The sequence below is a fragment of the Pseudomonas sp. LAIL14HWK12:I7 genome (assembly GCF_000483465.1).
Classification (GTDB): Bacteria; Pseudomonadota; Gammaproteobacteria; order Pseudomonadales; family Pseudomonadaceae; genus Aquipseudomonas; species Aquipseudomonas kermanshahensis.
The window spans coordinates 81,036-104,151 of record NZ_AXYZ01000004.1 but is presented as its reverse complement, the minus strand read 5'-3'; the positions used below and the strand labels follow the sequence as shown (position 1 = coordinate 104,151).

Below are 23,116 nucleotides of genomic sequence, written 5' to 3'. Positions count from 1 at the left end.
GCCTTTCACCATTTTGACGCACTTGACAAGAAGCCAAATTGGTCAAGATTTTCCATGCAAAATCAGCTGCTTGATAGCGGGCCAGAAGACGCCTGCCGCGTGGCTGAAAAAACAGGCTGCACCGGTTTGAAACACGCGCCGGACGCAAGCCTGGCTTGAGCGGGCGCAACAGGCAGGCGAAGGGATAACCGTGCTTTCGCTTTGCGTCGATAAATGCCTTGCAGTTCAGTTGATTACCTCCGGTCGGCGGCGGCCAACCGGGACGGCTCAGGCCAACCCGGCACGTAATTTGAGTACGGCCACAACCGCCAGGCCGGACCGGAGGAGCAGTACTGGTGGTGTGTGTACTCCGGCCATCGCTTTAGCCCGATGAGCAAACAATTAGAAAAACCTGGAGAAGGCCCCATGCAACAGAGCAGATCGCAAGTGATCGAGCAGGATGGCCTGTTCGAGCTGGACGCAGGCACTGACGTGCTCGACAGCTCGCGCTACAACCACGACATCGCACCCACCAAGGTGCACCAACGCACCTGGAACAAATGGCACATCACCGCCCTGTGGGTGGGTATGTCCATCTGCGTGCCCACCTACACCCTCGGCGGCGTGCTCACGGCCTACTTTGGCCTGAGCGTGGGCGAGGCGCTGCTGGCGATCCTGCTGGCCAACCTCATCGTGCTGATCCCGCTGACCCTCAACGCGTTCCCTGGCACCAAGTACGGCATCCCGTTTCCGGTGCTGTTGCGTTCCTCGTTTGGCATCCTCGGCTCGAACGTGCCGTGCTTGATTCGCGCGGTGGTGGCCTGCGGCTGGTTCGGTATCCAGACGATGTTCGGCGGCCTGGCCATTCACCTGTTCCTCGGCTCGATGTTCGATGGCTGGAAGGCCCTGGAGGGCACCGGGGAGGTGATCGGCTTCATGATTTTCTGGGCCCTCAACCTGTGGGTGGTATTGCGCGGGGCGGAGTCGATCAAGTGGCTCGAAACGCTTTCGGCGCCGTTGCTGGTGGCGGTGGGCGTGGGCTTGCTGTTCTGGGCACTGCCGCACATGTCGATGACCGAGTTGCTGGCGCAGCCGCCCAAGCGGCCAGAGGGCGCCAGCGTGGTCAGCTACTTCTGTGCCGGGCTCACCGCCATGGTCGGTTTTTGGGCCACGCTCTCGCTGAACATTCCCGACTTCAGCCGGTACGCCAAAAGCCAGAAGGACCAGATACTGGGGCAGATCTTCGGCCTGCCGCTGACCATGTTCCTGTTCGCGGCATTGGGCGTGGTGCTGACTGCAGCCTCCGCGTCGCTGGTGGGTGAAACGGTGTCTGACCCGGTCAGCCTGATCGGCAAGATCCAAAGCCCGGGCTGGGTGGCGCTGGCCATGGCGTTGATCGTGATCGCCACGTTGTCGACCAACACGGCGGCGAACATCGTCTCGCCCACCAACGACTTCCAGAACATCGCGCCGCGCCTGATCGGGCGAAGCCGCGCGGTGTGGCTGACCGGGTTTATCGGCTTGGCGCTGATGGGCCATGAACTGCTCAAGAAGCTGGGCTGGATCGTCTCGGACCTGAGCCTGGAAAGCGTTTATTCGAACTGGTTGCTGGGGTACTCGAGCCTGCTCGGGCCGATTGCCGGGATCATGGTGGTGGACTATTTCCTGATCCGTCGGCAGCGCCTGGACTTGGCCGGGTTGTACCGCGATGACGTGTATCCGGCCTGGAACTGGGCTGGCTTCGCCGCCTTCGGCGTCCCGGTGGCGCTGACCGTGATGTCGATCGGCAACAGCAGCTTCAGCTGGTTCTACGACTATGGCTGGTTCACCGGCTCGCTGCTGGGTGGGGCGTTGTACTACGTCCTGGGTGGCTTGGCGGCGCGCAGCCCGGCGCGGGTGGCCAAGCCGTTGCCTTGATAAACAACAAAAAAGCCTGAGGGAAAACCCATGACTCCAGTCCACGATATCCTCAAGACCACCGCCCGCCACGTTGACAGCGCACGCCTGTGGCAATCGCTGATGGACCTTGCCCGCCTCGGCGCCACAGCCAAAGGCGGTGTCTGCCGGCTGGCGCTGACCGACCTCGACCGTCAGGCCCGCGACCTCTTCGTCGAGTGGTGCGAGGCAGCCGGTTGCACTGTGAGTGTCGATGCGGTCGGCAATATTTTCGCCCGCCGCCCAGGGCGCAACCCTAAGCTGCCACCGGTGATGACCGGCAGCCATATTGATACCCAGCCCACCGGCGGCAAGTTCGATGGCTGTTATGGGGTGATGGCCGGGCTGGAGGTGATCCGCACCCTCAACGACCTCTGCGTTGAAACCGAAGCGCCGCTGGAAGTGGTGGTGTGGACCAACGAGGAGGGCTCGCGCTTTGCCCCTTGCATGATGGGCTCTGGGGTGTTCGCCGGTAAGTTCACGCTGGAAGAGACGCTGGCCAAGCGTGATGCACAAGGGGTGAGTGTTGGCGAGGCGCTCGATGCTATCGGCTACGCCGGCCAGCGCGCGGTACTCGGCCACCCGGTGGGGGCTTATTTCGAAGCGCATATCGAACAGGGGCCGATCCTTGAAGACCAGGCCAAGACCATCGGCGTGGTGTTGGGTGCGCTGGGCCAGAAGTGGTTCGACCTGACCTTGCGCGGGGTCGAAGCCCATGCCGGCCCAACGCCCATGCACTTGCGCAAGGATGCCTTGGTGGGCGCTGCCGCCGTGGTCGAGGCAGTCAACCGTACGGCCCTTGGGCACCAGCCACATGCCTGTGGCACGGTGGGTTGCCTGCAGGCCTACCCAGGGTCACGCAACGTGATCCCGGGTGAGGTGCGCATGACCCTGGACTTCCGTCACCTTGAAGGCGAGCAACTGGACGCGATGATTGCCGAAGTGCGCGGGGTGATCGAAAGCACCTGCGCCAAGCATGGCCTGGCGCATGAGCTGATCCCTACGGCGGATTTCCCGGCGCTGTATTTCGACAAGGCCTGCGTCGATGCCGTGCGCGATTCGGCAGGTGCGCTGGGCCTGCCGCACATGGATATCGTCAGTGGAGCGGGGCATGACGCGATCTTCCTGGCCGAATTGGGGCCAGCGGGGATGATCTTCGTGCCTTGCGAGAATGGCATCAGCCACAACGAAATCGAGAACGCCACACCGGAGGACCTGGCGGCGGGGTGTGCGGTGTTGTTGCGGGCGATGCTGGCGGCGTCGGAGGCGATTGCCAGTGGGCGGTTGGCGGCGTAGGGGCGGTATGTTTTGAGGGAGGGGGGCGGCTTACAGGTGCCTGGCGGGAGGTTTGGGGCACCTACAAGATCGAGCGCCGCCCGCGCGGCGCTTCGCAGCACAAGGCTGCTCCCACATTTGTTTCGGGCCAGTGAGGCCTGTGAAGTCTGCGCGCGACCGCCTTGTTTGTCCGACTCGAGATCAAGGTGGGCACCAGGGGCCGCGCGCTCATGCCTCAGGAATAACTGGCCCGAAACAAATGTGGGAGCAGCCTTGTGCTGCGAAGCGCCGCGCGGGCGGCGCTCGATCTCATAGGCGCCACAGCCCTAACGGCATGCACCTATCAGCCGCAACCCTATCTACCCCACCACCACAAGACACCCATCCCGCCCAATGTGATACCGCTGCAGGTCCTGCGCCAAGGTCAGATGCCCGCTGTAATGCGCCAGGGCCTCCACACGTATATCGTCGATGCACGGGCTGCGCCGCGGATCGCCCTGGTAGCGTGCACTGAAATGCGTGAGCACCAGGTTGTGCACACCCGCCGCCTCGGCAAACCGTGCCACTTGCGCTGCTGTGCTGTGGCCGAAGGTAGCCCCCGTGCGCTCGACGACCGCCTGGGTAAAGGTCGCTTCGTGCACCATCACATCCGCGCCCTTGGCCGCCTCCGCCAACAGCTCGGGGTTGTCGTTGTCACCGCACACGATCACCCGTCGCGCCGGCCGCGATGCGCGCAGGTAGTCCTGGCCGTGCAGGGTCCGCCCCTCATGCTCGACCGACAGCCCTTTGGCCAGGTCGCCCCACAACGGCCCGCGTGGAATGCCTTCGGCATCCAGGCGCTGCACGTCCAGGCGCGGTTCGGGGTTGAGCTCGGTGAACACGAAGCCCACGCTCGGCACCCGGTGCGACAGCTGCACAGTACTGACCTGCAGCGTCTCGCTACGCCAGTCAGTCAGGCTTTCAACGGCGAGCAGGCGCACCTCGAAAGGCAGGTAAGTGTCGCTGGCGGTCAAGCCCAGGCGCACCCAGTCATGCAGGGCGGCGGGCAGGATGATATCCAGCGGCTGGGTACGCCCGCTCATCCCGGCGCTGGCCAGCAGGCCGGGCAGGCCGAAGCAATGGTCGCCGTGTACATGGGTGATGAAGATGCCGCGCAGGTCGCGTATCGACAGCGGCGTCTGCAGCAGCCGATGCTGCGTGCCTTCGCCGCAATCGATCAGGTACCAGTGGCTGCCGCTGGCCTCGATGAGGGCCGTGGCACTGACGTTGCGGGCCTTGGTCGGCACCCCGGCACTGGTGCCTAGAAACAGCAGGTCCATGATCAGGCTCCTTTGCTTCAGCCCAGCAGCGACAGGTCGCGCAACAACGCTTGCAGGCCCTGCGGCACAAGCGGGCCGATGCGCTCGAAGTCGGCGCTATCGCACCACCGGGCGCGGAAGGGGCTGCCGTCGGACTCGCGGCCTTCTACCCAGGGCTGCTGGTAAAGGCTGGCGTCGTCCAAGCGTGCATCGAATACCTGCACAATCTCATGCCCCGGCGTATCGGCATAGTGGAACAGGCTCTCCAGCGTGCCGAGCAACCGCACATCGCTGATCGACTGCCCCAATTCTTCTTCGATTTCCCGGGCGATGGCGTCACGGCCCCGCTCACCAAACTCGATACCACCCCCGAGTGGGCGGCACAGCGTCTGCTGCGTCACCGGGTCGTCGAAGACGTTGACCAGAATCTTCCCTTGGTGATGGAAAACGCACAGCGCCAGCGAGCGAATGCGCGGTTCGAGCAGCGGCTTGAGGAAGCTGCGTTCATAGCTGAGGATGAACCGTTGCTCAGTGGCCAGGGCGACTGCAGCGATGCATTCCGGGTCGGTCTCTGCCTGCTTGCGGTACTGCTCGTAGGCGGCCAGGCTTGAAAAACTGAACAGGCAGTAGGCGATGTTGTTGGCACCTTCGGCAGGCAGGAAATAGCCATGGTGCTTGCCGCCCATGCGCGTGACCAGGCGCATCCACAGGCGCGAATAGGCTTCGAAGGCCGGCAGCTGGTAAGGGTCGACGGTGTATTTGACGTGGCAGGTGATCAACGGCTCGTTCCTTCGAGGGGAGGCGGGGCGCACACCTTAGCCTGATTGCCCCGCGTCGTCGACGTGCCAGCCGTGCAGCGGGCTAGCCTTCCTGGCGCCAGATCAGCTTGCTGGTGTCGTAGCCTTGCTTGCGGGCAATCGACAGCAGTTGCTCGCGTTCCTGGTCGGTGATTGCCGGCGTGCGCGAGAGCAACCACAGGTACTCGCGGTTGGGGTGCCCGACCAGGGCCACGCGGTAGTCCTTGTCGTGGTAAAGCACCCAGTACTCACCCTTGGTCAGGCCCGGAGCCAGCCGGCTGAACCAGTTGTCGAACTGCACCCAGAGCTTGTCGGTCTTGCCCGGTTGCTGGGCTTCGGCGATGCCCTTGGCCTCGTTCCACTGGCCGTCCTTTTCCTTGCAGCGGTTGTTGACGTCGATACGCCCGTCCTCGCGCAGGCCGTAACGCGCTTCGGATTGCACGCAGTTGCGCTGGAAGAACATCGGCAGGCGCGCCAGCTCATACCAGGTGCCCTGGTAGCGTTGCAGGTCAACCTGCTGGGTGGTCGGCGGCGTGCGGTGTTCATCGTTCGAACCCGCGCAGCCGACCAGGGCAAGGGTTATGCAGGAAAGCATCAGTGCCGTGCGCATCGCCATGGCGAACCTCCTTGAAGCGGATGGGGATTTACCTTTGCTTCGATGCGGGCGTGCGGGAAAAGTTGTATCGAATATCCCCACGCCGCCAGGTTTTACAGCCAGTAAGTCACCGCCCACCATCCCAGCCCACCCATGACCACGGTATAGGGCAACGCCATCCACACCATGCGCCCATACGACAGGCGGATCAGTGGTGCAATCGCCGAGGTCAGCAGGAACAGGAACGCCGCCTGCCCATTCGGCGTCGCCACGCTTGGCAGGTTGGTGCCGGTATTGATCGCCACCGCCAGCGTCTCGAAATGCTCGCGGCTCATGCCGCCGTTCATGAAGGCCTGCTTGACCTCGGTAATGTAGATGGTGGCGACGAACACGTTGTCGCTGATCGCCGACAGCAAACCGTTGGCCAGGTACAGCATGCCCGGTTGTTGTTCGGCAGGCAGTGCCAGTACCCAGGCAATCAGCGGGCTGAACAACTGCTGCTGATGGATCACCGCGACCACGGCGAAGAACACCACCAACAGCGCGGTGAACGGCATGGCATCCTGGAAGGCGCGGCCCAGGCGGTGTTCGTCGGTGATGCCGGTGAACGCAGTGATCAACACGATCACCAGCAGGCCGATCAGGCCCACTTCGGCAATGTGCAGCCCCAGGCAGATGATCAGGATCAGCGCGGCGCTGCCTTGTACCCACAGCGCGGCACGCTGGGCCGGCGTACGGGCGGCGTCATCTTCGGCGGCGTAGGCAGCCAGCACCTGGCGCACGCGTTCAGGCATCAGTGTGCCGTAGCCGAACAGGCGTAGTTTTTCCAGCGCTACGCAGGTCAGCAGCCCGGCGCCGAGCACCGGCAACGACACCGGGGCGACCTTGAGGAAGAAGTCGGCGAAGTGCCAGCCCATCTCATGGCCGATCAGCAGGTTCTGTGGTTCGCCCACCAGCGTGCACACGCCGCCCAATGCAGTGCCGACCGCACCGTGCATCAACAGGCTGCGCAGGAAGGCGCGGAACTGGTCGAGGTCTTCGCGGTGCAGTTGCGGGATATGTTGGTCGCTGTCGAGCGCGCTTTCTTCACGCGGGTTGGCGCCCGAGGCAACGCGGTGAAAGACCGCGTAGAAGCCCACGGCAGCGCTGATGATCACCGCCGTGACTGTCAGCGCATCCAGAAAGGCCGAGAGGAACGCTGACAGCACGCAGAACAGCAGCGACAGGGCCGCCTTCGAGCGCACACCGAGCAAGATCCGCGAGAACAGGAACAGCAGCAGCTCTTTCATGAAGTGAATGCCGGCGACCATGAACATCAACAGCAGAATCACCGGAAAGTTGTGCAGCAGCTCCTCGTACAGGGCCTGCGGGGTGGTCATCTCGAGCAGCAGTGCTTCGACCAGCAACAAGCCGCCAGGCATCAACGGGTAGCACTTCAGCGCCATGCCCAAGGTAAAGATGAATTCGATCACCAGCACCCAGCCCGCCGTGACCGGGCCTGCAGTCAGCAGCAGCAAGGGGTTGAGCACCAAGAACAGGCCGATGACAGCCTTGTACCAAAGCGGTGACTGGCCCAGGAAGTTGTGGGCGAGCGCACCGGGCAGGGAGCGGGGCATGAATATGTATCCTTATGATTCAGCGATGGCGCACGGTGCCGGATCGTGCCGACTTAGGCAAGATTTGCCGTCCTGCTTTTGGCACAAGTGCGGCCTCCTGGCTGGGTTAACATCCTGCGTTATGACCCTTTCCCAGCAGGAGTGCCGCCCGTGACCGAGTACAGCGCGTTCAAGGTTGAACTGACTGAAAGCATTGCCCACGTCCAGATCAACCGCCCCGAGAAAGTCAACGCGATGAATGCTGCCTTCTGGGAGGAGATCATCGACATCTTCCAGTGGGCCGACGACACCGATGCGGTGCGCGCCGTCGTCATCAGCGGTGCGGGCAAGCATTTCTCTGCCGGCATCGACCTGATGATGCTGGCCTCGCTGGCCGGCCAGTTGGGCAAGGACGTTGGCCGTAATGCGCGCTTGCTGCGCAGCACCATCCTGCGCCTGCAGGCGTCGTTCAACGCCGTCGACAAATGCCGCAAGCCGGTGCTGGCGGCCGTCCAGGGCTACTGCATTGGGGGCGCCATCGACCTCATCTCGGCGTGCGACATGCGCTACTGCAGCCAAAATGCGCAGTTCTCGATCAAGGAAATCGACATGGGCATGGCCGCCGATGTCGGCACGCTGCAACGTTTGCCACGTATCATTGGCGACGGCATCATGCGCGAGCTGGCATTCACCGGGCGCAACGTCGAGGCCGATGAGGCGCTGCGCATCGGCCTGGTCAACCGGGTCTATGATGATCAGGCCGCGCTGCTTGACGGGGTCTTTGCCATCGCCCGTGAGATTGCCGCAAAATCGCCGATCGCCGTGGCCGGCACCAAGGAAATGCTCAGCTACATGCGTGACCATCGCATTGACGATGGCCTGGAATACATCGCCACCTGGAACGCCGCGATGCTGCAGTCTGAAGACCTGCGCGTGGCCGTGGCGGCGCACATGAGCAAACAGAAACCGACGTTCGCCGACTGACTGGGTCGGGGGGCGTGCAGCAAGGAACCCCGACATGTCAGCACGCTGGACTACCGCAGTACTCGACCCGCAGATCACCGGGGGCTTGGCCGTCGCCCGCAGCCCGGAAGGGTTCCTGGTGGACGACAACGGCGCGCTGTTCCCCCGCGAATGGCTCAAGCGCCAGGACCTGGACGTGCTGTGCGAGCATGGTATCGGTCACTTCGATGGCGAGCCGGTGTTCCTGCTCGAACTGCGCAGCGCTACCGACCTGCCGGGTTGCAGCTGGCGTGGCCTGCGCGCGTTCATGCTCGAAGGCGACTTCGACCTGTACAAGGTGCTGGGTTATGCCGCGCAGATCGGTACCTGGGCACGCGAGCACCGTTTTTGCGGCAGCTGCGGCCAGGCGATGACGCAAATCCGCTGGGAGCGGGCGATGTACTGCCAGCCGTGCGACCTGCGCAGCTACCCGCGCATTTCGCCGAGCATGATCGTGTTGGTCACCCGCGGTGACGAGATTCTGCTGGCGCGCTCGCCGCGTTTCGTCACCGGTGTCTACAGCACCTTGGCGGGCTTTGCCGAACCCGGCGAGTCGGCCGAGGATTGCCTGGTGCGCGAAGTGCGCGAAGAGGTGGCTGTCGAGGTACAGAACATCCGCTACGTCGGCAGCCAGTGCTGGCCGTTCCCGCATTCGATGATGCTGGGGTTCCATGCCGAGTACGCGGGCGGCGAGATTGTCATGCAGCCGGACGAGATCGAGGACGCCCAGTGGTTCAGCGTGCATGACCTGCCGCCGCTGCCGGCTGGGCGCTCCATCGCCCGTTACCTGATCGATTTGTACGTGGCTGAACGCTTAGGCCTGCCCGAACCAGTGCTGCCACGCTAGGCGCACGGTCAGTGCCAGCACCACGGTGATGAAGACCGGGCGGATGAACTTGCTGCCGCCGCTGATCGCCGTGCGTGCGCCGAAGAACGCACCCACCATCACCGACAGGCCCATGCACAGGCCGACGACATAATCCACCTGCCCGGAAATGATGAACACCGTCAGCGCCGCGATGTTGCTGACGAAGTTCATGCTGCGCGCCACGCCGCTGGCGCGCACCAGGTCGATCGGGTACAGCAGCAGGGTGCTCACGGTCCAGAACGCGCCAGTGCCGGGGCCTGCCACGCCATCGTAGAAACCCAGGGTGAAGCCTTGGGGGACCTGCCATTTCTTCTTGATCGGTGCGTCGGCATCCAGCGGCGCCTTGGGCGTGCCGCCGAACAGCAAGTAGACGCCGCAGGCGAAGACTACGACCGGGAGCATCTTGTTCAGCCATTCGGCGGGCAGGTAGTGGGCGATCACCGCGCCCAGCGAGGCGCCTACCAGGGTGGCGAACAACGCCGGGCGCCACTGCGCGGGGTGGAACAGTTTGCGCTTGTAGTAAGTGAAGCCGGCCGTGGCCGAGCCGAAGGTGGAACTGAGCTTGTTGGTGCCCAGCACCAGGTGTGGCGGCATGCCGGCGGTGAGCAGGGCGGGGGTGGTGAGCAGGCCGCCGCCGCCGGCGATGGCGTCGATGAAACCGGCGACGAAGGCAACCAGGGCCAGGATGAGTAAGGTGAGGGGTTCTACGGTGAGTTCGAAGGGCATTTTGGGGGACTAAAGTAAACGGGAAGTGGAATTCTGCTTCAGCTACGTTGCTAGGTAAACCCTGCCTGCCGGATGTCTGAATTTGAATCGCTCAGCAATGTTTCCAAGGTCGACGTGGATGTTGACTTTTTTAATAAATTTTTCTCTATCAGCTTTTTCTCGAAGTTTTCGACATGTTGGTTGTAATAAAATTTCAGGTCCGCTTCTGTCTCGTCTGAATCATATTGAGGTATTAGCTTTACAAGCTGCTTTCTCAGAGGGAGTTCGGCGGCTCGTATAAGGTACTTCCTCGGCATGGATGGACGGCCCCAGTCAACTTCCTCTAGCCCTGCGATGCTTTGCGTCGCGTCACGTGCGAGACTTACTAGCTCCGTGTCGCTTTTTTTATGCAAGGCTTTGCTCGACCGATACACTAATTTCTTTTCCAGGTATGCCTGCTTAGAGGTAGAAAAATTCACATAACCATCGTTTGTGGTTTTTTTGCTAGGGATATGACCCGAGGGGTCGACATGATTAATTGGGTCGTTTGCACCGTAAGCATATGCATTTCGCCCTCCTTGTCCAAATGGGCTTAGGTTATCTGGAGATAAGAAACGCGCCAGTGAAGGGCTGTAAGCGCGATAACCCTCGCCGAGGAGATAGCAGTTCGTGAAGCTATCATAGTGCTGCCCAGTGAAACCAAGGTAAACGGCTGGGGGTGGCTTATTGATGTAACCATAAGCTGTATAAACAAGCGTATTGAAGCGTTCGCTGGGGTGCCGGCCTTTTACGGTGCGCTGGTGTTGAAGGGAGTCCTGCATGGCCGACCTCTGGGATGGGTACAGTTCAGACTACTTTCGGCCAGAGGCTATAGATGCACAACTGATAATTTTACCAGTTGCTTGAAGGTGTAGAGTACAGGCCGGTTGCGATGCTTCATTTAACAAGCAATCGGCCTGAAAAATCTCAGCTCCGAATAAACGACAGCAAATCCGCATTGATCACATCGGCATGGGTGGTCGGCATGCCGTGCGGATACCCTTTGTAGGTCTTCAACGTGGCATTAGGCAGCAACTTGGCCGACAACGGCCCCGCGTTCTCGTAAGGCACGATCTGGTCATCGTCACCGTGCATGACCAGCACCGGTTGTGTGATGCGCTTGAGGTCCTCGGTGAAGTCGGTCTGCGAAAACGCCACGATGCCGTCGTAGTGCGCCTTGGCACTGCCGATCATGCCTTGGCGCCACCAGTTGCCGATGATGCCTTCCAACGGTTTGGCCCCGGGCCGGTTGTAACCGTAGAAAGGCCCCGTGGGCACGTCGCGGTAGAACTGCGCCCGGTTACTCGCGACCTGGGCCTGGAAGCCGTCGAAGACCGACTTGGGCAGGCCGCCTGGGTTGGCCGGTGTCTGCACCATCAGCGGTGGCACTGCAGCAATCAGTACCGCCTTGGCCACCTTGTCGCCGGGGTAGCGTGCCATGTAGCGCACCACTTCGCCGCCCCCCGTGGAATGGCCGACATGCACGGCGCCCTGGATGCCCAGGTGGTCGACCACGGCGGCTACGTCATCGGCGTAGTGGTCCATGTCATGGCCATCCCACACCTGGCTGGAGCGCCCATGGCCGCGGCGGTCGTGGGCGACTACGCGAAAGCCCTGGGCCAGGAAGAACAGCAACTGGGCATCCCAGTCATCGGCACTGAGCGGCCAGCCGTGGTGGAAGTGAATGACCGGCGCATCGCGCGGGCCCCAGTCTTTGTAGAAGATCTGAACGCCATCCTTCGTGGTTACGTAGCTCATGGTCGCGTCTCCTCTGTGCAGGGGATTGCCAAGTGAGCTATTGAGAATAGGAGAGATTTCTGTGTTGTCAGTACCGGCCTCTTCGCGGGGCAAGCCCGCTCCCACAGGTATATCACCGTCTTTAACCTGGTAGTAAACCTGTGGGAGCGGGCTTGCCCCGCGAAAGGGTCGGCATTGGCAATCAAGCCATTACAGGAACCAGCGGTACTCCCTGGCGCTGACTTCTTGCATGAATGCCAGGTGGTCTTGCCGCTTGTTCTCGCAATACACCATCACGAATTCTTCCCCCAGCCCCTCATTCACTGCGGGGTGGCTGCGCATCGCGGTGACTGCGCTGAGCATGTCCTTGGGGAAGTCGATGCCGCTGCCGCGGTCTTCGTTCAGCGGTGTGATCGGCTCCTGCGCCGCATCCAGCCCATGCTCCATCCCGCACAGGATCGCCGCCAGCACCAGGTACGGGTTGGCGTCCGCGCCAGCCAGACGATGCTCAATGCGCAAGTTGCGCACATCGGACTCGGGAATGCGTATGCACGCATCGCGGTCTTCATAGCCCCAGCTCGCACGGCTGGCGGCGTTGACCATGGCGCCGTAGCGACGGAACGCATTGTGGTTGGCTGCAAAGATCGGCATGCAGTGCGGCAGGACCGCCAGGCAGCCCGCCACCGCATGGCGCAGCGGGCGTTGCCCATCGGCAGCCAGCAGGTTGTTGCCGTCGTTGTCGTACAGGCTGACGTGTACATGCATGCCGCTACCAGGGGCGTGCAGGTAGGGTTTGCTCATGAACGAAGCACGCAGCCCGTGCTTGAGCGCCACGCCACGGGTGCTGCGGCAGAACAGGGCAGCCCAGTCGGCGGCACGCAGACCGTCGTCGCAGTGGCCGAAATTGATCTCGAACTGGCCCGGCCCCAGCTCGGCCGTGATGACGTTGGCATCCACCCCTTGGGCATTAGCCGTTTCGACCATGTCGCGCAGCACGTCGCTGAAGCGCGACAGGCGCTCGATGTGCATGTTGGGCTGATCGTCCGGGTCATCGCTGAACGGGTCGCGGGGGAACTGCGGCAGCCCTTCCTTCAGTGCCCGCTCGAACAGGTAAAACTCCAGCTCGAACGCCACCACCGGGCGAATGCCACGCCGCGCCAGGCGTTGCAGTACGCGGGCGAGCACTTCCCGGGGCTCGAACTCGATGGGCGCGGCGGTGCCGTCGGAGCTGATCAACATCTGCCCCAGCGGCTCGCGCTCCCAGGTGACTGGCTTGAGGGTGCCGGGGATCAGGCGCCGCACGGCATCCGGGTCGCCGTCGCTGAAACAGTAGTCACCAATCGGGAACAGCCCGCCCTGTACCCCTAGCAACACGCAGTTCTGCGGCAGTTTCAGCGGGCTGCCGGCGGCGACCTTTTCCAGCATGTCGACGGGGTAGCGCTTGCCGTAGAAATGCCCGGGGATGTCCAGGCTCAGCAGGTCGACATGGCGTACTTCGGGGTAGCGGGCACGGAAGGCGCGTACTTCACTGAGCAGATCGGGAAAACCTGTTGTGATGGTCATGCTGTGCTCTCATCGGAAGACCCAGAGAACCCGGGTCGTCTGGTCGGTCAGGTTGGCGTAGCGGAACTGGCTGTGCGGCGGCAGCTGAAAGCTGTCGTTGCGCCGGAGCGTGACGGCCTCGGCGTGGCCATCGCGCCACAGCGTCAGCTCACCTTCCAGGACGAAACCGCCTTGCTCGGAACTGTCATTCAGGTGCCCCTCGCCACTGCTGGCGCCGGGCGCCAAGTGGCTTTCGAGCATGGAAAAGCCGCCATTCAAGGTAGGTGACACCAGCACGTCGCTGATGCCTTCGGCGTAGTAGATGGTGCGCCGCTCGCCCGGTCGGGTAACCCAGTCCAGCGGCCGGGGTTGGCCGGCCTGGTAGAAGTAGGTGGTCGGTACGTGCAGCGCTTCGCTGATTGCGGTCAGGTCGGCCACGGTCGGCCGTGACAAGCCGCGCTCGACCTGGGACAGAAACCCCAGTGAGCGCTTGACCTTACCGGCCAGCTCGTCGAGCGTCAGCCCGCGGTGCTTGCGCAGGTCGCGAATCAGCAGCGCCAGTGTTTGAACTTCATCAGACATGGTCGCGCAACCTGTACCAGGCTTTGGCTGCGGCTTCCAGCGGTGCGGCCATCAAGTCGCCGCCTGGGAAGCGGCCGTTATCGATACCTTGGTACAGCGCCAGCAGGTCATCGTTGCCAAGGATCGCATCGCTGACCGCCCGCGCCCCGGCCAGGGTCGGCAGCACGCCGTGGCCCGAGAAGCCTTGTAACCAATAGCGCTCGCCGTCCCGGCCGATGTCGGGGGTGCGCTGGATGCTGCAGTCGATGTGGCCGCCCCAGGCATAGTCGATGGCCACGCCGGCCAACTGCGGGAACACCCGTTCAAGGTAAGGGCGGGTGGCGCTGGCCACATCCTTGGGGATGCCGCCCAGGTAGGTGCAGCCGCCGCCAAACAGCAGGCGGTTGTCGGGGGTAAGGCGGAAATAGTCGGGTACGAACTGGTTGTCGATCACGCAGCTGTTGCGCGGCAACAATGACTTGGCGACGTCAGCTTCCAGGGGCGCGGTGGCGACCTGGTAGGAGCCGACGGGCAGCAAGCGGCGCGACAGGGCCGGGTCGAGGCGGTCGATGTACGCGTTGCAGGCCAGTACCAGAATTTGGCTGTGTACCTCGCCATGCTCAGTGCGGGTCACATAACCGTTGCCAGTCTGCTGGTAGCCGAGCACCTGGCTTTGCTCGAAAATATGGCCACCGGCTGCCTCGATATTGCTGGCAAGGCCTTGGGCGAGCTTGAGGGGGTTGAGGTGGGCGCCTTTGGCGTCATACAGCGCGGCTTGGTAGCGTGGGCTGTCGATCCACTGGGGTAGCTCGTCGCGCCCTATCAGGCGCAGGGCGTCATAGCCCCATTTGGTTTCGGCGTCGTGCAGGGCTTCTTCAAGCATTTTTACGCGGCGCGGCAGCACGGCTGCCCATAAGCTGCCAAGCCGGTAGTCGATATCGAAGCCATGGCGCTGTGGCAGCTCACGCATTTCATCGGCCGCCCAGCACATGCTGTCCCACAGGCGCCGGGTGCGTTCTACGCCAAGGGCCTTCTCCAGCGGTGGCATGTCGCACGACCAGCCCAGCAACGCTTGGCCGCCGTTGCGCCCGGAAGCGGCCCACGCCACACGGCTTGCTTCCAGCAGCGTGACACGCTTGCCGGCCATGGTTAGTCTCAGGCCGGTGTGCAGGCCGCTGAAACCTGCACCGACGATGAGGATGTCGGTGTCGTGGCGGCCTTGCAGGGTGGGGCGCAGGGGAATGCGGGTGGGGTAGGTCTGGGCGTAATAGCTGGCGATGTGTTGCGCGGATTGCTTGAACATGCCGGTGCCTCATGAAAATTATTGTGATTATTTTCATGAAAATTTAGCAGGTAAATTTCACGGCGCCAGTGCGTTGGTCGGGTTTTATGGTTTACCTGTGTTTTGGTGGTGCCTGTGCTGGTCCTTTCGCGGGCAAGCCCGCTCCTACAGATACAGCGCAGGCTTCAGGTCGCTGCCTTTTTACGAGGCTGCCTTGGCTTGCCTGCGGTCGGTTTGCTTCCAGTGGCTTTACTTTTGCCGCCGCCCCGGCGCTTCTTTTTCCAAGGTGGTGCGGCGCCGGCCGCAGGCGCGGTAATGGTCATGCGCATGCCGCTGCAGCGTTCGACCAGCTTGCCCATCCAGGCCGACTGCCGGGCGACGAACTCTTCCAGACTCATTTCACCGCTCTGCACCATGTCCAGTGCCTGCTCCCAGATGGCCGTGGTCCCGGGGTCGGCAATGGCCCTGGGTACGGCGTCGATGAGGCTGAAGGCTGCGGGCGTCGCGGACAAAGCCTTGCCGTTCTTGACCAGATAACCACGGTCGAGCAAGCCCTGGATGATGCTGGCCCGTGTCGCTTCGGTGCCGATGCCGGTGGTTTCCTTGAGCTTCTGCTTCAACCGCGGGTCATCTACCAGTTTGGCGACGTTTTTCATGGCCTTGATCAGGTCGCCTTCGGTAAAGGGCTTGGGTGGCTGGGTCCACATGTCCTTGAGTTGCAGCCCTTGAACGTTGCAGTCCTGGCCTTCGCGCAGGGCTGGCAGAACCTGGGCCGGCGGCGCCTCGCGGCCTTTGGCCGGGGCCAGCGCCTCGGGCAAGGCACGGCGCCAGCCAGGCTCGACGATTTGCTTACCCACGGCACGCAAGGCATGGCCTGCACAGTCGAAATCGGCCTGGGTGCGGTCGTACTCGTGGTTGGGCAGGAACTGCGCCAGGTAACGGGCACGGATGAGGGTATAGACCGCCTTGTACTTGGCGGGCAGGCGCGAGGGGTCGCTGGCCGCGGCAGTGGGGATGATGCCGTGGTGGGCACTGACCTTGGCGTCATTCCAGGCGCGGGAGCGCCGCTGGGGCTCCAGGTGAGCCTGCAGCGGCGCTAGGCTGCCATCGGCGCGCTGCAGGGCGGCAAGGATGGCGGGGGCCTCGGCGTGCTGGCTCAGCGGCAGGTAACCACAGTCGCTGCGCGGGTACGTGATCAGTTTGTGGGTTTCGTACAGGGCCTGGGCGATGTCGAGGGTTTCCTGGGCGCCGAAGCCGAACTTCTTTGAGCACAGCTCCTGCAGGGTGCCCAGGTCGAAGGGCAGGGGGGCGGCTTCGCGTACGCGTTCAGTCGCCACCTTGGCCACGCGGGCAGTGCCCGCATTGCCCATGTCGGCGGCAGCCTGTTGCGCCAGCGCCTGGTTGAGGCACCGGCCCTGGTCGTCACAGGCATCTTCCGGGGCCCGCCACTGGGCATTGAAGCCCTGGCCAGCCTGTTCGAGTTGCACGTCGATGGCCCAGAACGGTACCGGGACGAAGTCGGCGATGCTCCGATCACGGTCCACCACCAGGCGCAGCGTCGGGGTCTGTACCCGGCCAACCGGCAGTACGCCCTGGTAGCCGGATTGGCGCCCGAGCAAGGTGAACAGCCGGCTCATGTTCATGCCGATCAGCCAGTCGGCGCGGGAGCGGCCCAGCGCCGAGTGATAAAGGCTGAAGGTTTCCTGGCCCGGCAGCAGGCGTGCCAGGGCCTTGCGGATGGAGGCGTCATCAAGGGCCGACAGCCACAGGCGCTGGATCGGCCCGCGGTAACGGCAGTGCTCGACCAGTTCGCGGGCGATCATTTCGCCTTCGCGGTCGGCGTCGGTGGCGATGACCAGCTCGCGCGCCTCACCTAGCAGGCGTTTGACAGCCTTGAACTGGCTGGCGGTCTTAGGCTTGACCAGCATCTTCCATTTTTCGGGAATGATCGGCAGGTCGGCGAGGTTCCAGCGCTTGTAGCGTTCGTCATAACTGTCGGGCGGGGCGGTTTCGAGCAGGTGGCCGATGCACCAGGTGACGCAGACGTCGGTGCCTTGCCAGCAGCCGTCGGCCTTGCGGTTGGCGCCGAGCACTTTGGCGATGTCTTTTGCCTGGGAGGGTTTTTCGCAGAGGAACAGGCGCATGGCCGAGCACGCTTCATCGGGGGTGATGGGCAGTAGGATGCGCAAGCAGGGGCGCAGAGGCAAGTTTTATCTGGATGGATGTACAGGTTTTTGTCAGGGGAAGTGTCTTCAGCCTGTGCCGGCCTCTTCGCGGGCTTGCCCGCGAAGAGGCCAGTGCAGGTGAAAGATCAGGCGCGCGAGTCGCGCACCATGTCTACATGCGGGATGCCGGCTTCAAGGAACTCTTCGCTGACTACGCGAAAGCCCAAGCGCTCGTAGAACGGCGTGGCGTGTACCTGGGCACTGAGCATCTGCTGCTTCAGGTCGCTGTTCTGGGCCTCGACGATGACCGCATTCATCAGTGCATCGCCAACCTTCAGGCCGCGCCAGTCCTTGAGCACCGAGACCCGGCCAATGGTGCCGTCAGGCAGCAGGCGGGCGGTACCGATCGGGTAGTCACCCTCCAGGGCCAGGAAGTGCACCGCGGTCGGATCGTCCGAATCCCACTCAAGCTCCGGTGGTACGTGCTGTTCGGCAATGAACACCGCCTCACGGATGCGGCGGATGTCGGCGTTGTCCTTATGCCAGTCGGCGAGGCGCACACGAATCTTATTCATTGGCGAATCCCAGGCTTCCTTGTTTGATCAGCTGCTGTACCAGCATAAGGCCATCTTCATCCTGCAGCCACTCTGCAAGGTTTTCGATGTGTAACGCATCGGCAGCACAGACCAGCTTCAGCAGCTCACGCAGTTTGGCCGGCAATGGGCAACTGCGGCCGCTGGCGAACAGCATCAGGTCGTCGTTGAGCTCGGACCAGGCCATGCGCGCGCTTGGGTTGCGGATCAGGATGGCGCCATCTTCCAGCGCTTCGATCAGCTGTTCCTCAGTGAGCTCTTCACCCACGACCTGCTCCGGGTAGCGCGGCTCGGTCATGAACTGGCCGAACCAGGTCAGCAGCAGGTCTTTGTCACCCATGTGCTTGTCGAGCAGGCCTTTGAGGCGGTCGAGGGCGTCGTGCTGGATCTGGTGCGGGTCGCTGACCGGCTGGGCGTCGGCGTCGCTGTAGCGCTCTTCGTCCGGCAGGAACTGGCCGAGGAAGTCGGTGAAGTGGGTCAGCACTTCAGCAGCGCTTGGCGCGCGGAAGCCGACCGAGTAGGTCAGGCAGTCGTCTTCGGCTACGCCGTAGTGGGCCAGGCGCGGCGGCAGGTAGAGCATGTCGCCAGGTTCCAGGGTCCACTCACCGCTCTGTTCGAAGTCGGCGAGGATGCGCAGGTCGGCGTGCTCGATCAGCGGGCTGTCGCTGTTGCACATCTGGCCGATCTTCCAGTTGCGCTTGCCGTGGCCTTGCAGCAGGAACACGTCGTAGTTGTCGAAGTGCGGGCCGACGCTGCCACCCGGGGCGGCGAAGCTGACCATCACGTCGTCGATGCGCCAGCTGGGTAGGAAGCGGAATTCTTCCAGCAGTTCGGCCACTTCAGGGACGAACTGGTCCACGGCCTGTACCAGCAAGGTCCAGTCACGCTCGGGCAGGGTGGCGAAGACTTCTTCTTCGAACGGGCCGCGGCGCAGCTCCCACGGGCGCTCGCCGTGTTCGAGCACCAGGCGCGATTCGACTTCTTCTTCCAGCGCCAGGCCGGCCAGTTCGTCGGGCTCGATCGGGCTGATGAAGTCGGGGAAGGCCTGGCGTACCAGCAGGGGCTTCTTCTGCCAGTAGTCGCGCATGAATTCGCGGGCCGAGATGCCGCCCAGCAGCTGCAGTGGAGTATCAGGATTCATGTTCAACCTATTGAAAAAACGTAATTTTCGTACGGGAATAAAAACGCCCGGCTAAGCCGGGCGTTGAACGCGTCGGTCAGCTTAGATGCGTTTGGCCTGCGCTGCCGCGTTACCGATGTAAGTGGCAGGGGTCAGCTGCTTGAGCTCGGCCTTGGCGTCGGCTGGCATGTCCAGGCCGTCGATGAAGGTCAGCAGCGCCTCAGGGGTGATGCCCTTGCCACGGGTCAGCTCTTTGAGCTTCTCGTACGGGTTCTCGATGTTGAAGCGGCGCATGACCGTCTGGATCGGCTCGGCCAGGACTTCCCAGCAGGCGTCCAGGTCGGCGGCGATACGTGCGGTGTTGACTTCCAGCTTGCCGATGCCCTTCAGGCTGGCTTCGTAGGCGATGACGCTGTGAGCGAAGCCCACGCCCAGGTTGCGCAGCACGGTGGAGTCGGTCAGGTCGCGCTGCCAGCGCGAGATCGGCAGCTTGCTGGCCAGGTGCTGGAACAGCGCGTTGGCGATACCCAGGTTGCCTTCGGAGTTCTCGAAGTCGATCGGGTTGACCTTGTGCGGCATGGTCGACGAGCCGATTTCACCGGCGACGGTCTTCTGCTTGAAGTAGCCCAGGGAAATGTAGCCCCAGACGTCGCGGTCGAAGTCGATGAGGATGGTGTTGAAGCGGGCGATCGCGTCGAACAGCTCAGCGATGTAGTCGTGCGGCTCGATCTGCGTGGTGTACGGGTTGAACTGCAGGCCCAGCTCGTCTTCGATGAAGGCACGGGCGTTGGCTTCCCAGTCGATCTGCGAGTAGGCCGACAGGTGGGCGTTGTAGTTGCCCACGGCGCCGTTGATCTTGCCCAGCAGCGGCACGGCGGCTACCTGGGCGATCTGGCGCTCCAGACGGTACACGACGTTGGCCAGCTCTTTACCCAGGGTGGTCGGCGAAGCCGGTTGGCCGTGGGTACGCGACAGCATCGGCACGTCGGCCAAGGCGTGGGCCTGGGCGCGGATCGCGTCGGCGATCTGGCGCATCAGCGGCAGCAGCACGTCGTCGCGGCCAGCGCGCAGCATCAGGGCGTGGGACAGGTTGTTGATGTCCTCGCTGGTGCAGGCGAAGTGGATGAACTCGCTAACCTTGGCCAGCTCAGGCAGTTGGGCAGCCTGCTCTTTGAGCAGGTACTCGATGGCCTTGACGTCGTGGTTGGTGGTGCGCTCGATTTCCTTGACGCGTTCGGCGTGCTCGAGCTTGAAGTCGGTGGCCAGGGTGTCCAGCAGGGCGTTGGCTTCGGCGGAGAACGCCGGCACTTCGCCGATCTGCGGGTGGGCGGCCAGGCGCTGCAACCAGCGCACTTCGACCAGGGCGCGGAAACGGATCAGGCCGTATTCGCTGAAAATGGGGCGCAAGGCCTGGGTTTTGCCGGCATAACGGCCGTCTACAGGGGAAACCGCAGTGAGCGAGGAAAGCTGCATGGGGTGTTCTCGGACAGTCAGGCTTTTGGAAGGGCGCATATCATACATGAAAAAAGCGCCCGGGTCGGGTGGCTGACCAAAGGTCGGGCCTATAAAAACATCTCGCAGTGCCTTTGTGGGAGCGGCCTTGTGTCGCGAAAGGGTTGCGCAGCAGCCCCGGCAATGTTTGAGAGGCTGGGGCTGCTGTGCAGCCCATTCGCAGCACAAGGCTGCTCCTACAAGGGTCGGCGTTGCCTTCAGGAAGGCGTACGCATCATGTCGTACAGTTCGTTCAGCAGCTTGCGACGGCTGAACACCAGCTGCCAGCGATGGCCACCCAGCTGGCGCCACAGGCGCGCGGCGCGGATGCCGGCCAGCAGCAGGGCGCGGATTTTGGAGGCATTGCTGGCCTGCTGCAGGAAGCGCATGTCGCCGTGTACCTGGATACGCTGGCGCAAGGTGCTCAGGGTGTCCTGGTACAAGGCGCCACTGGAGGCGATGACGTTTTCATGAACCAGGCCAAAATGGTCGGCCTGTGACTGGATTTGCGGCAGGCGGTTGCCGATGGTGTCGAGCAGGTCGCCGCGCTTGGCCAGTTGGCGTTCCAGGCCCAACATGGACAGGGCATAGCGCAGGGGCTCGCGCTGCAGGCTGCTGGGGTCGCGCTCCAGGGCGCCGACCAGGGCGCGGTAGCCGTCCCGCAGGTTGAGGTCGTCACCGCCGAACACCTCCAGGGTGTCCTTGGGGTCGCGCACCAGCAGGCTACCCAGCATGCAGCCGATGTTGGCTTCGCTGGCCTGGCCGGTGCGGGCGATGCGGTCGACCAGCACGGCGGCCTGGAACACGCCGCCCAGGGCAATCAATTGCTCCTGCAGGTTGCTCATGCGCGCGGGCTCCAGGGCTCGGCAGTCTCGATCACGCCGCCGCCCAGGCACACTTCACCGTCATAGAACACCACCGACTGGCCTGGGGTGACCGCGCGTTGCGGTTCGTCGAACACGGCGCGGTAACCGCTCTCGGTCAGTTCCAGGGTGCAGTGCTGGTCGCTCTGGCGGTAGCGCACTTTGGCCGTGAGCTTGCGCGGGCTGCTGAGGTCGATCGGGTTGACCCAGTAGATTTCCGAGGCGAGCAGGGCGCGGGAGAACAGCCAAGGGTGTTCATTGCCCTGGCCGACCACCAGCACATTACGGGCCAGGTCCTTGTGCAGCACGTACCACGGCTCGTCGCCAGCGTCCTTCAGGCCGCCGATACCCAGGCCCTGGCGCTGGCCGATGGTGTGGTACATCAGGCCATGGTGGCGGCCGATGACTTCGCCGTCGGTGGTCTGGATTTCACCGGGCTGGGCTGGCAGGTACTGCTTGAGGAAGTCGCTGAAACGGCGCTCGCCGATGAAGCAGATACCGGTGGAGTCTTTCTTCTTGGCGGTGGCCAGGCCATGCTTTTCGGCAATGGCGCGCACCTCTGGCTTTTCCAGTTCGCCGACCGGGAACAGGGTGCGGGCGATTTCTTTGCCGCCAACCGCATGCAGGAAGTAGCTCTGGTCCTTGTTCGGGTCGAGCCCCTTGAGCAGCTCGGTGAGCGCGCCGGTGTCGCGACGGCGCACGTAGTGGCCGGTGGCGATCAGGTCGGCGCCCAGCGACAGGGCGTAGTCGAGGAACGCCTTGAACTTGATTTCGCGGTTGCAGAGGATGTCTGGGTTGGGCGTGCGGCCGGCTTTGTACTCTTCGAGGAAGTGCTCGAACACGTGGTCCCAGTACTCCGCGGCGAAGTTGGCGGTGTGCAGCTTGATGCCGATGCGGTCGCACACGGCCTGGGCGTCGGCCAGGTCTTCGCGGGCGGTGCAGTATTCGGTGCCGTCGTCCTCTTCCCAGTTCTTCATGAACAGCCCTTCCACCTGGTAGCCCTGCTCCATGAGCAGAAGGGCGGAGACGGAGGAGTCCACGCCGCCGGACATGCCGACGATGACGCGGGTCTTGGCGGGGTCTTTGAGTGCTGGGCTGGTCATGGCTACCGATGTGTATCAGAGGGGAAAAACGCCGATTCTATCAAACCCGAGGCTGCACGTCAGTCGCGCAGCAGCGTGAGGCTGTGCAGCGGGCCGGCGAGGTAGTCGTCAAGGCAGCGCGGCACCAGCTCGCTGCGCCAGCGGGTGGGGTCGGCCAGCAGTTCGTCGCGGGTCAGCCAGACGGCGCGGACGATGTCGCTGTCCAGTGCCAGGTCGGCATGGTGGCGCACGGGGCGGGCGGCGAAGCAGATGCGCTGATAAGTCACGCCATTGCTGGGGGCGGTGTACAGGTAGATGCCGACGACGCCGGTCAGTTCGACTTCCCAGGCGGTTTCTTCGAGGGTTTCGCGCAGGGCGGCCTGGGGCAGGGTTTCGTTGGGTTCGAGGTGGCCGGCGGGTTGGTTGAAGACGTGCTGGCCGGCTTTGAATTCTTCGACGAACAGGAATTTACCTTCGTGCTCGACGAGGGTGGCGACGGTGATGTGGGGTTGCCAGGTCATTGAAGTGTCCTTGTCGATTGCCGGGACCGCGTTGCGGTCCATCGCCGGCAAGCCAGCTCCCACAGGTGATG

At 63.2% G+C, this 23,116-nt stretch carries 21 protein-coding genes and 1 pseudogene; 4 read left to right on the top strand and 18 right to left on the bottom strand.

All coding sequences use genetic code 11. From position 1 onward, the window contains the following. The first annotated feature begins 405 nt into the window (after positions 1 to 405). Together D886_RS0104535 and D886_RS0104530 are read left to right on the top strand one after the other, a co-directional pair. On the top strand, positions 406 to 1,896 hold the full coding sequence (locus tag D886_RS0104535; RefSeq protein WP_027592758.1) for an NCS1 family nucleobase:cation symporter-1: 1,491 nt from the start codon (positions 406 to 408) through the stop codon (positions 1,894 to 1,896). A 30-nt stretch (positions 1,897 to 1,926) separates the two neighbouring features. Next, positions 1,927 to 3,210: a Zn-dependent hydrolase gene (locus D886_RS0104530; RefSeq protein ID WP_027592757.1), complete on the top strand. Its 1,284-nt coding sequence runs from the start codon at positions 1,927 to 1,929 to the stop codon at positions 3,208 to 3,210. A 338-nt stretch (positions 3,211 to 3,548) separates the two neighbouring features. Here the strand turns inward: D886_RS0104530 and D886_RS0104525 are convergent, their stop codons facing one another. The 5 genes and pseudogenes from D886_RS0104525 to nhaB all read right to left on the bottom strand — a co-directional run bounded on the left by D886_RS0104525 (position 3,549) and on the right by nhaB (position 7,495). Then, the gene (locus D886_RS0104525; RefSeq protein ID WP_027592756.1) at positions 3,549 to 4,508 is read right to left on the bottom strand and encodes an MBL fold metallo-hydrolase; all 960 of its coding nucleotides are present in this window, start codon (positions 4,506 to 4,508) and stop codon (positions 3,549 to 3,551) included. 17 nt (positions 4,509 to 4,525) lie between these two features. Further along, positions 4,526 to 4,972 carry an NUDIX hydrolase gene (locus tag D886_RS28740; protein ID WP_027593177.1) on the bottom strand — a complete coding sequence of 149 codons (447 nt, stop codon included), beginning with the start codon at positions 4,970 to 4,972 and terminating at the stop codon, positions 4,526 to 4,528. Continuing rightward, positions 4,967 to 5,266, bottom strand: a pseudogene (locus tag D886_RS28735) (NIPSNAP family protein); the annotation flags it as partial. The gene D886_RS28740 and the pseudogene D886_RS28735, both read right to left, overlap by 6 nt. Before the next feature lie 82 nt (positions 5,267 to 5,348). Further along, positions 5,349 to 5,900, bottom strand: a complete 552-nt coding sequence (locus D886_RS0104510; protein WP_027592755.1) for a lipocalin family protein — start codon at positions 5,898 to 5,900, stop codon at positions 5,349 to 5,351. Between the two features lie 92 nt (positions 5,901 to 5,992). Next, entirely contained in the window at positions 5,993 to 7,495 is a 1,503-nt protein-coding gene (gene nhaB, locus D886_RS0104505; RefSeq protein ID WP_027592754.1) for a sodium/proton antiporter NhaB, read from the bottom strand. A 150-nt stretch (positions 7,496 to 7,645) separates the two neighbouring features. Here nhaB and D886_RS0104500 point away from each other — a divergent pair, with 150 nt between their 5' ends. After that, positions 7,646 to 8,458, top strand: coding sequence for a crotonase/enoyl-CoA hydratase family protein (locus D886_RS0104500; RefSeq protein WP_027592753.1), 813 nt, complete (start codon positions 7,646 to 7,648; stop codon positions 8,456 to 8,458). A gap of 34 nt (positions 8,459 to 8,492) precedes the next feature. Beyond that, on the top strand, positions 8,493 to 9,323 hold the full coding sequence (gene nudC, locus D886_RS0104495) for an NAD(+) diphosphatase (RefSeq protein WP_027592752.1): 831 nt from the start codon (positions 8,493 to 8,495) through the stop codon (positions 9,321 to 9,323). On the opposite strand, the gene D886_RS0104490 is transcribed toward nudC, so the two are convergent. The 13 genes from D886_RS0104490 to D886_RS0104425 all read right to left on the bottom strand — a co-directional run bounded on the left by D886_RS0104490 (position 9,291) and on the right by D886_RS0104425 (position 23,045). After that, positions 9,291 to 10,070 carry a TSUP family transporter gene (locus tag D886_RS0104490; RefSeq protein WP_027592751.1) on the bottom strand — a complete coding sequence of 260 codons (780 nt, stop codon included), beginning with the start codon at positions 10,068 to 10,070 and terminating at the stop codon, positions 9,291 to 9,293. The genes nudC and D886_RS0104490 overlap by 33 nt on opposite strands. A gap of 50 nt (positions 10,071 to 10,120) precedes the next feature. After that, entirely contained in the window at positions 10,121 to 10,870 is a 750-nt protein-coding gene (locus D886_RS28730) for an RHS repeat-associated core domain-containing protein (protein WP_081717451.1), read from the bottom strand. A 145-nt stretch (positions 10,871 to 11,015) separates the two neighbouring features. Beyond that, positions 11,016 to 11,846, bottom strand: a complete 831-nt coding sequence (locus tag D886_RS0104475; RefSeq protein ID WP_027592749.1) for an alpha/beta fold hydrolase — start codon at positions 11,844 to 11,846, stop codon at positions 11,016 to 11,018. A 189-nt stretch (positions 11,847 to 12,035) separates the two neighbouring features. Next, the gene (locus tag D886_RS0104470) at positions 12,036 to 13,382 is read right to left on the bottom strand and encodes a glutamine synthetase family protein (protein WP_027592748.1); all 1,347 of its coding nucleotides are present in this window, start codon (positions 13,380 to 13,382) and stop codon (positions 12,036 to 12,038) included. 15 nt (positions 13,383 to 13,397) lie between these two features. Then, positions 13,398 to 13,949 (bottom strand): helix-turn-helix domain-containing protein, encoded by a 552-nt coding sequence (locus D886_RS0104465; RefSeq protein WP_027592747.1) that lies wholly within the window; start codon positions 13,947 to 13,949, stop codon positions 13,398 to 13,400. Continuing rightward, complete coding sequence (locus D886_RS0104460) at positions 13,942 to 15,231, bottom strand: FAD-binding oxidoreductase (protein ID WP_027592746.1); 1,290 nt, start codon at positions 15,229 to 15,231, stop codon at positions 13,942 to 13,944. Before D886_RS0104460 ends, D886_RS0104465 begins: the two co-directional genes overlap by 8 nt. Before the next feature lie 164 nt (positions 15,232 to 15,395). Then, a complete protein-coding gene (locus D886_RS0104455) occupies positions 15,396 to 17,354 on the bottom strand; it encodes a DNA topoisomerase III (RefSeq protein WP_027592745.1) in 1,959 nt (652 codons plus the stop codon). A gap of 167 nt (positions 17,355 to 17,521) precedes the next feature. Next, positions 17,522 to 17,950 (bottom strand): GNAT family N-acetyltransferase, encoded by a 429-nt coding sequence (locus D886_RS0104450; protein WP_027592744.1) that lies wholly within the window; start codon positions 17,948 to 17,950, stop codon positions 17,522 to 17,524. Beyond that, positions 17,943 to 19,109: a cupin domain-containing protein gene (locus D886_RS0104445; RefSeq protein WP_027592743.1), complete on the bottom strand. Its 1,167-nt coding sequence runs from the start codon at positions 19,107 to 19,109 to the stop codon at positions 17,943 to 17,945. Before D886_RS0104445 ends, D886_RS0104450 begins: the two co-directional genes overlap by 8 nt. 81 nt (positions 19,110 to 19,190) lie before the next feature. Next, the gene (gene purB, locus D886_RS0104440) at positions 19,191 to 20,561 is read right to left on the bottom strand and encodes an adenylosuccinate lyase (protein WP_027592742.1); all 1,371 of its coding nucleotides are present in this window, start codon (positions 20,559 to 20,561) and stop codon (positions 19,191 to 19,193) included. 236 nt (positions 20,562 to 20,797) lie between these two features. Then, positions 20,798 to 21,424, bottom strand: coding sequence for a high frequency lysogenization protein HflD (gene hflD / locus D886_RS0104435; RefSeq protein ID WP_027592741.1), 627 nt, complete (start codon positions 21,422 to 21,424; stop codon positions 20,798 to 20,800). Next, entirely contained in the window at positions 21,421 to 22,545 is a 1,125-nt protein-coding gene (gene mnmA, locus D886_RS0104430; RefSeq protein WP_027592740.1) for a tRNA 2-thiouridine(34) synthase MnmA, read from the bottom strand. The genes hflD and mnmA overlap by 4 nt, the downstream gene beginning before the upstream one ends. Before the next feature lie 59 nt (positions 22,546 to 22,604). Beyond that, positions 22,605 to 23,045, bottom strand: a complete 441-nt coding sequence (locus tag D886_RS0104425; RefSeq protein ID WP_027592739.1) for an NUDIX hydrolase — start codon at positions 23,043 to 23,045, stop codon at positions 22,605 to 22,607. Between the last annotated feature and the right edge of the window lie 71 nt (positions 23,046 to 23,116).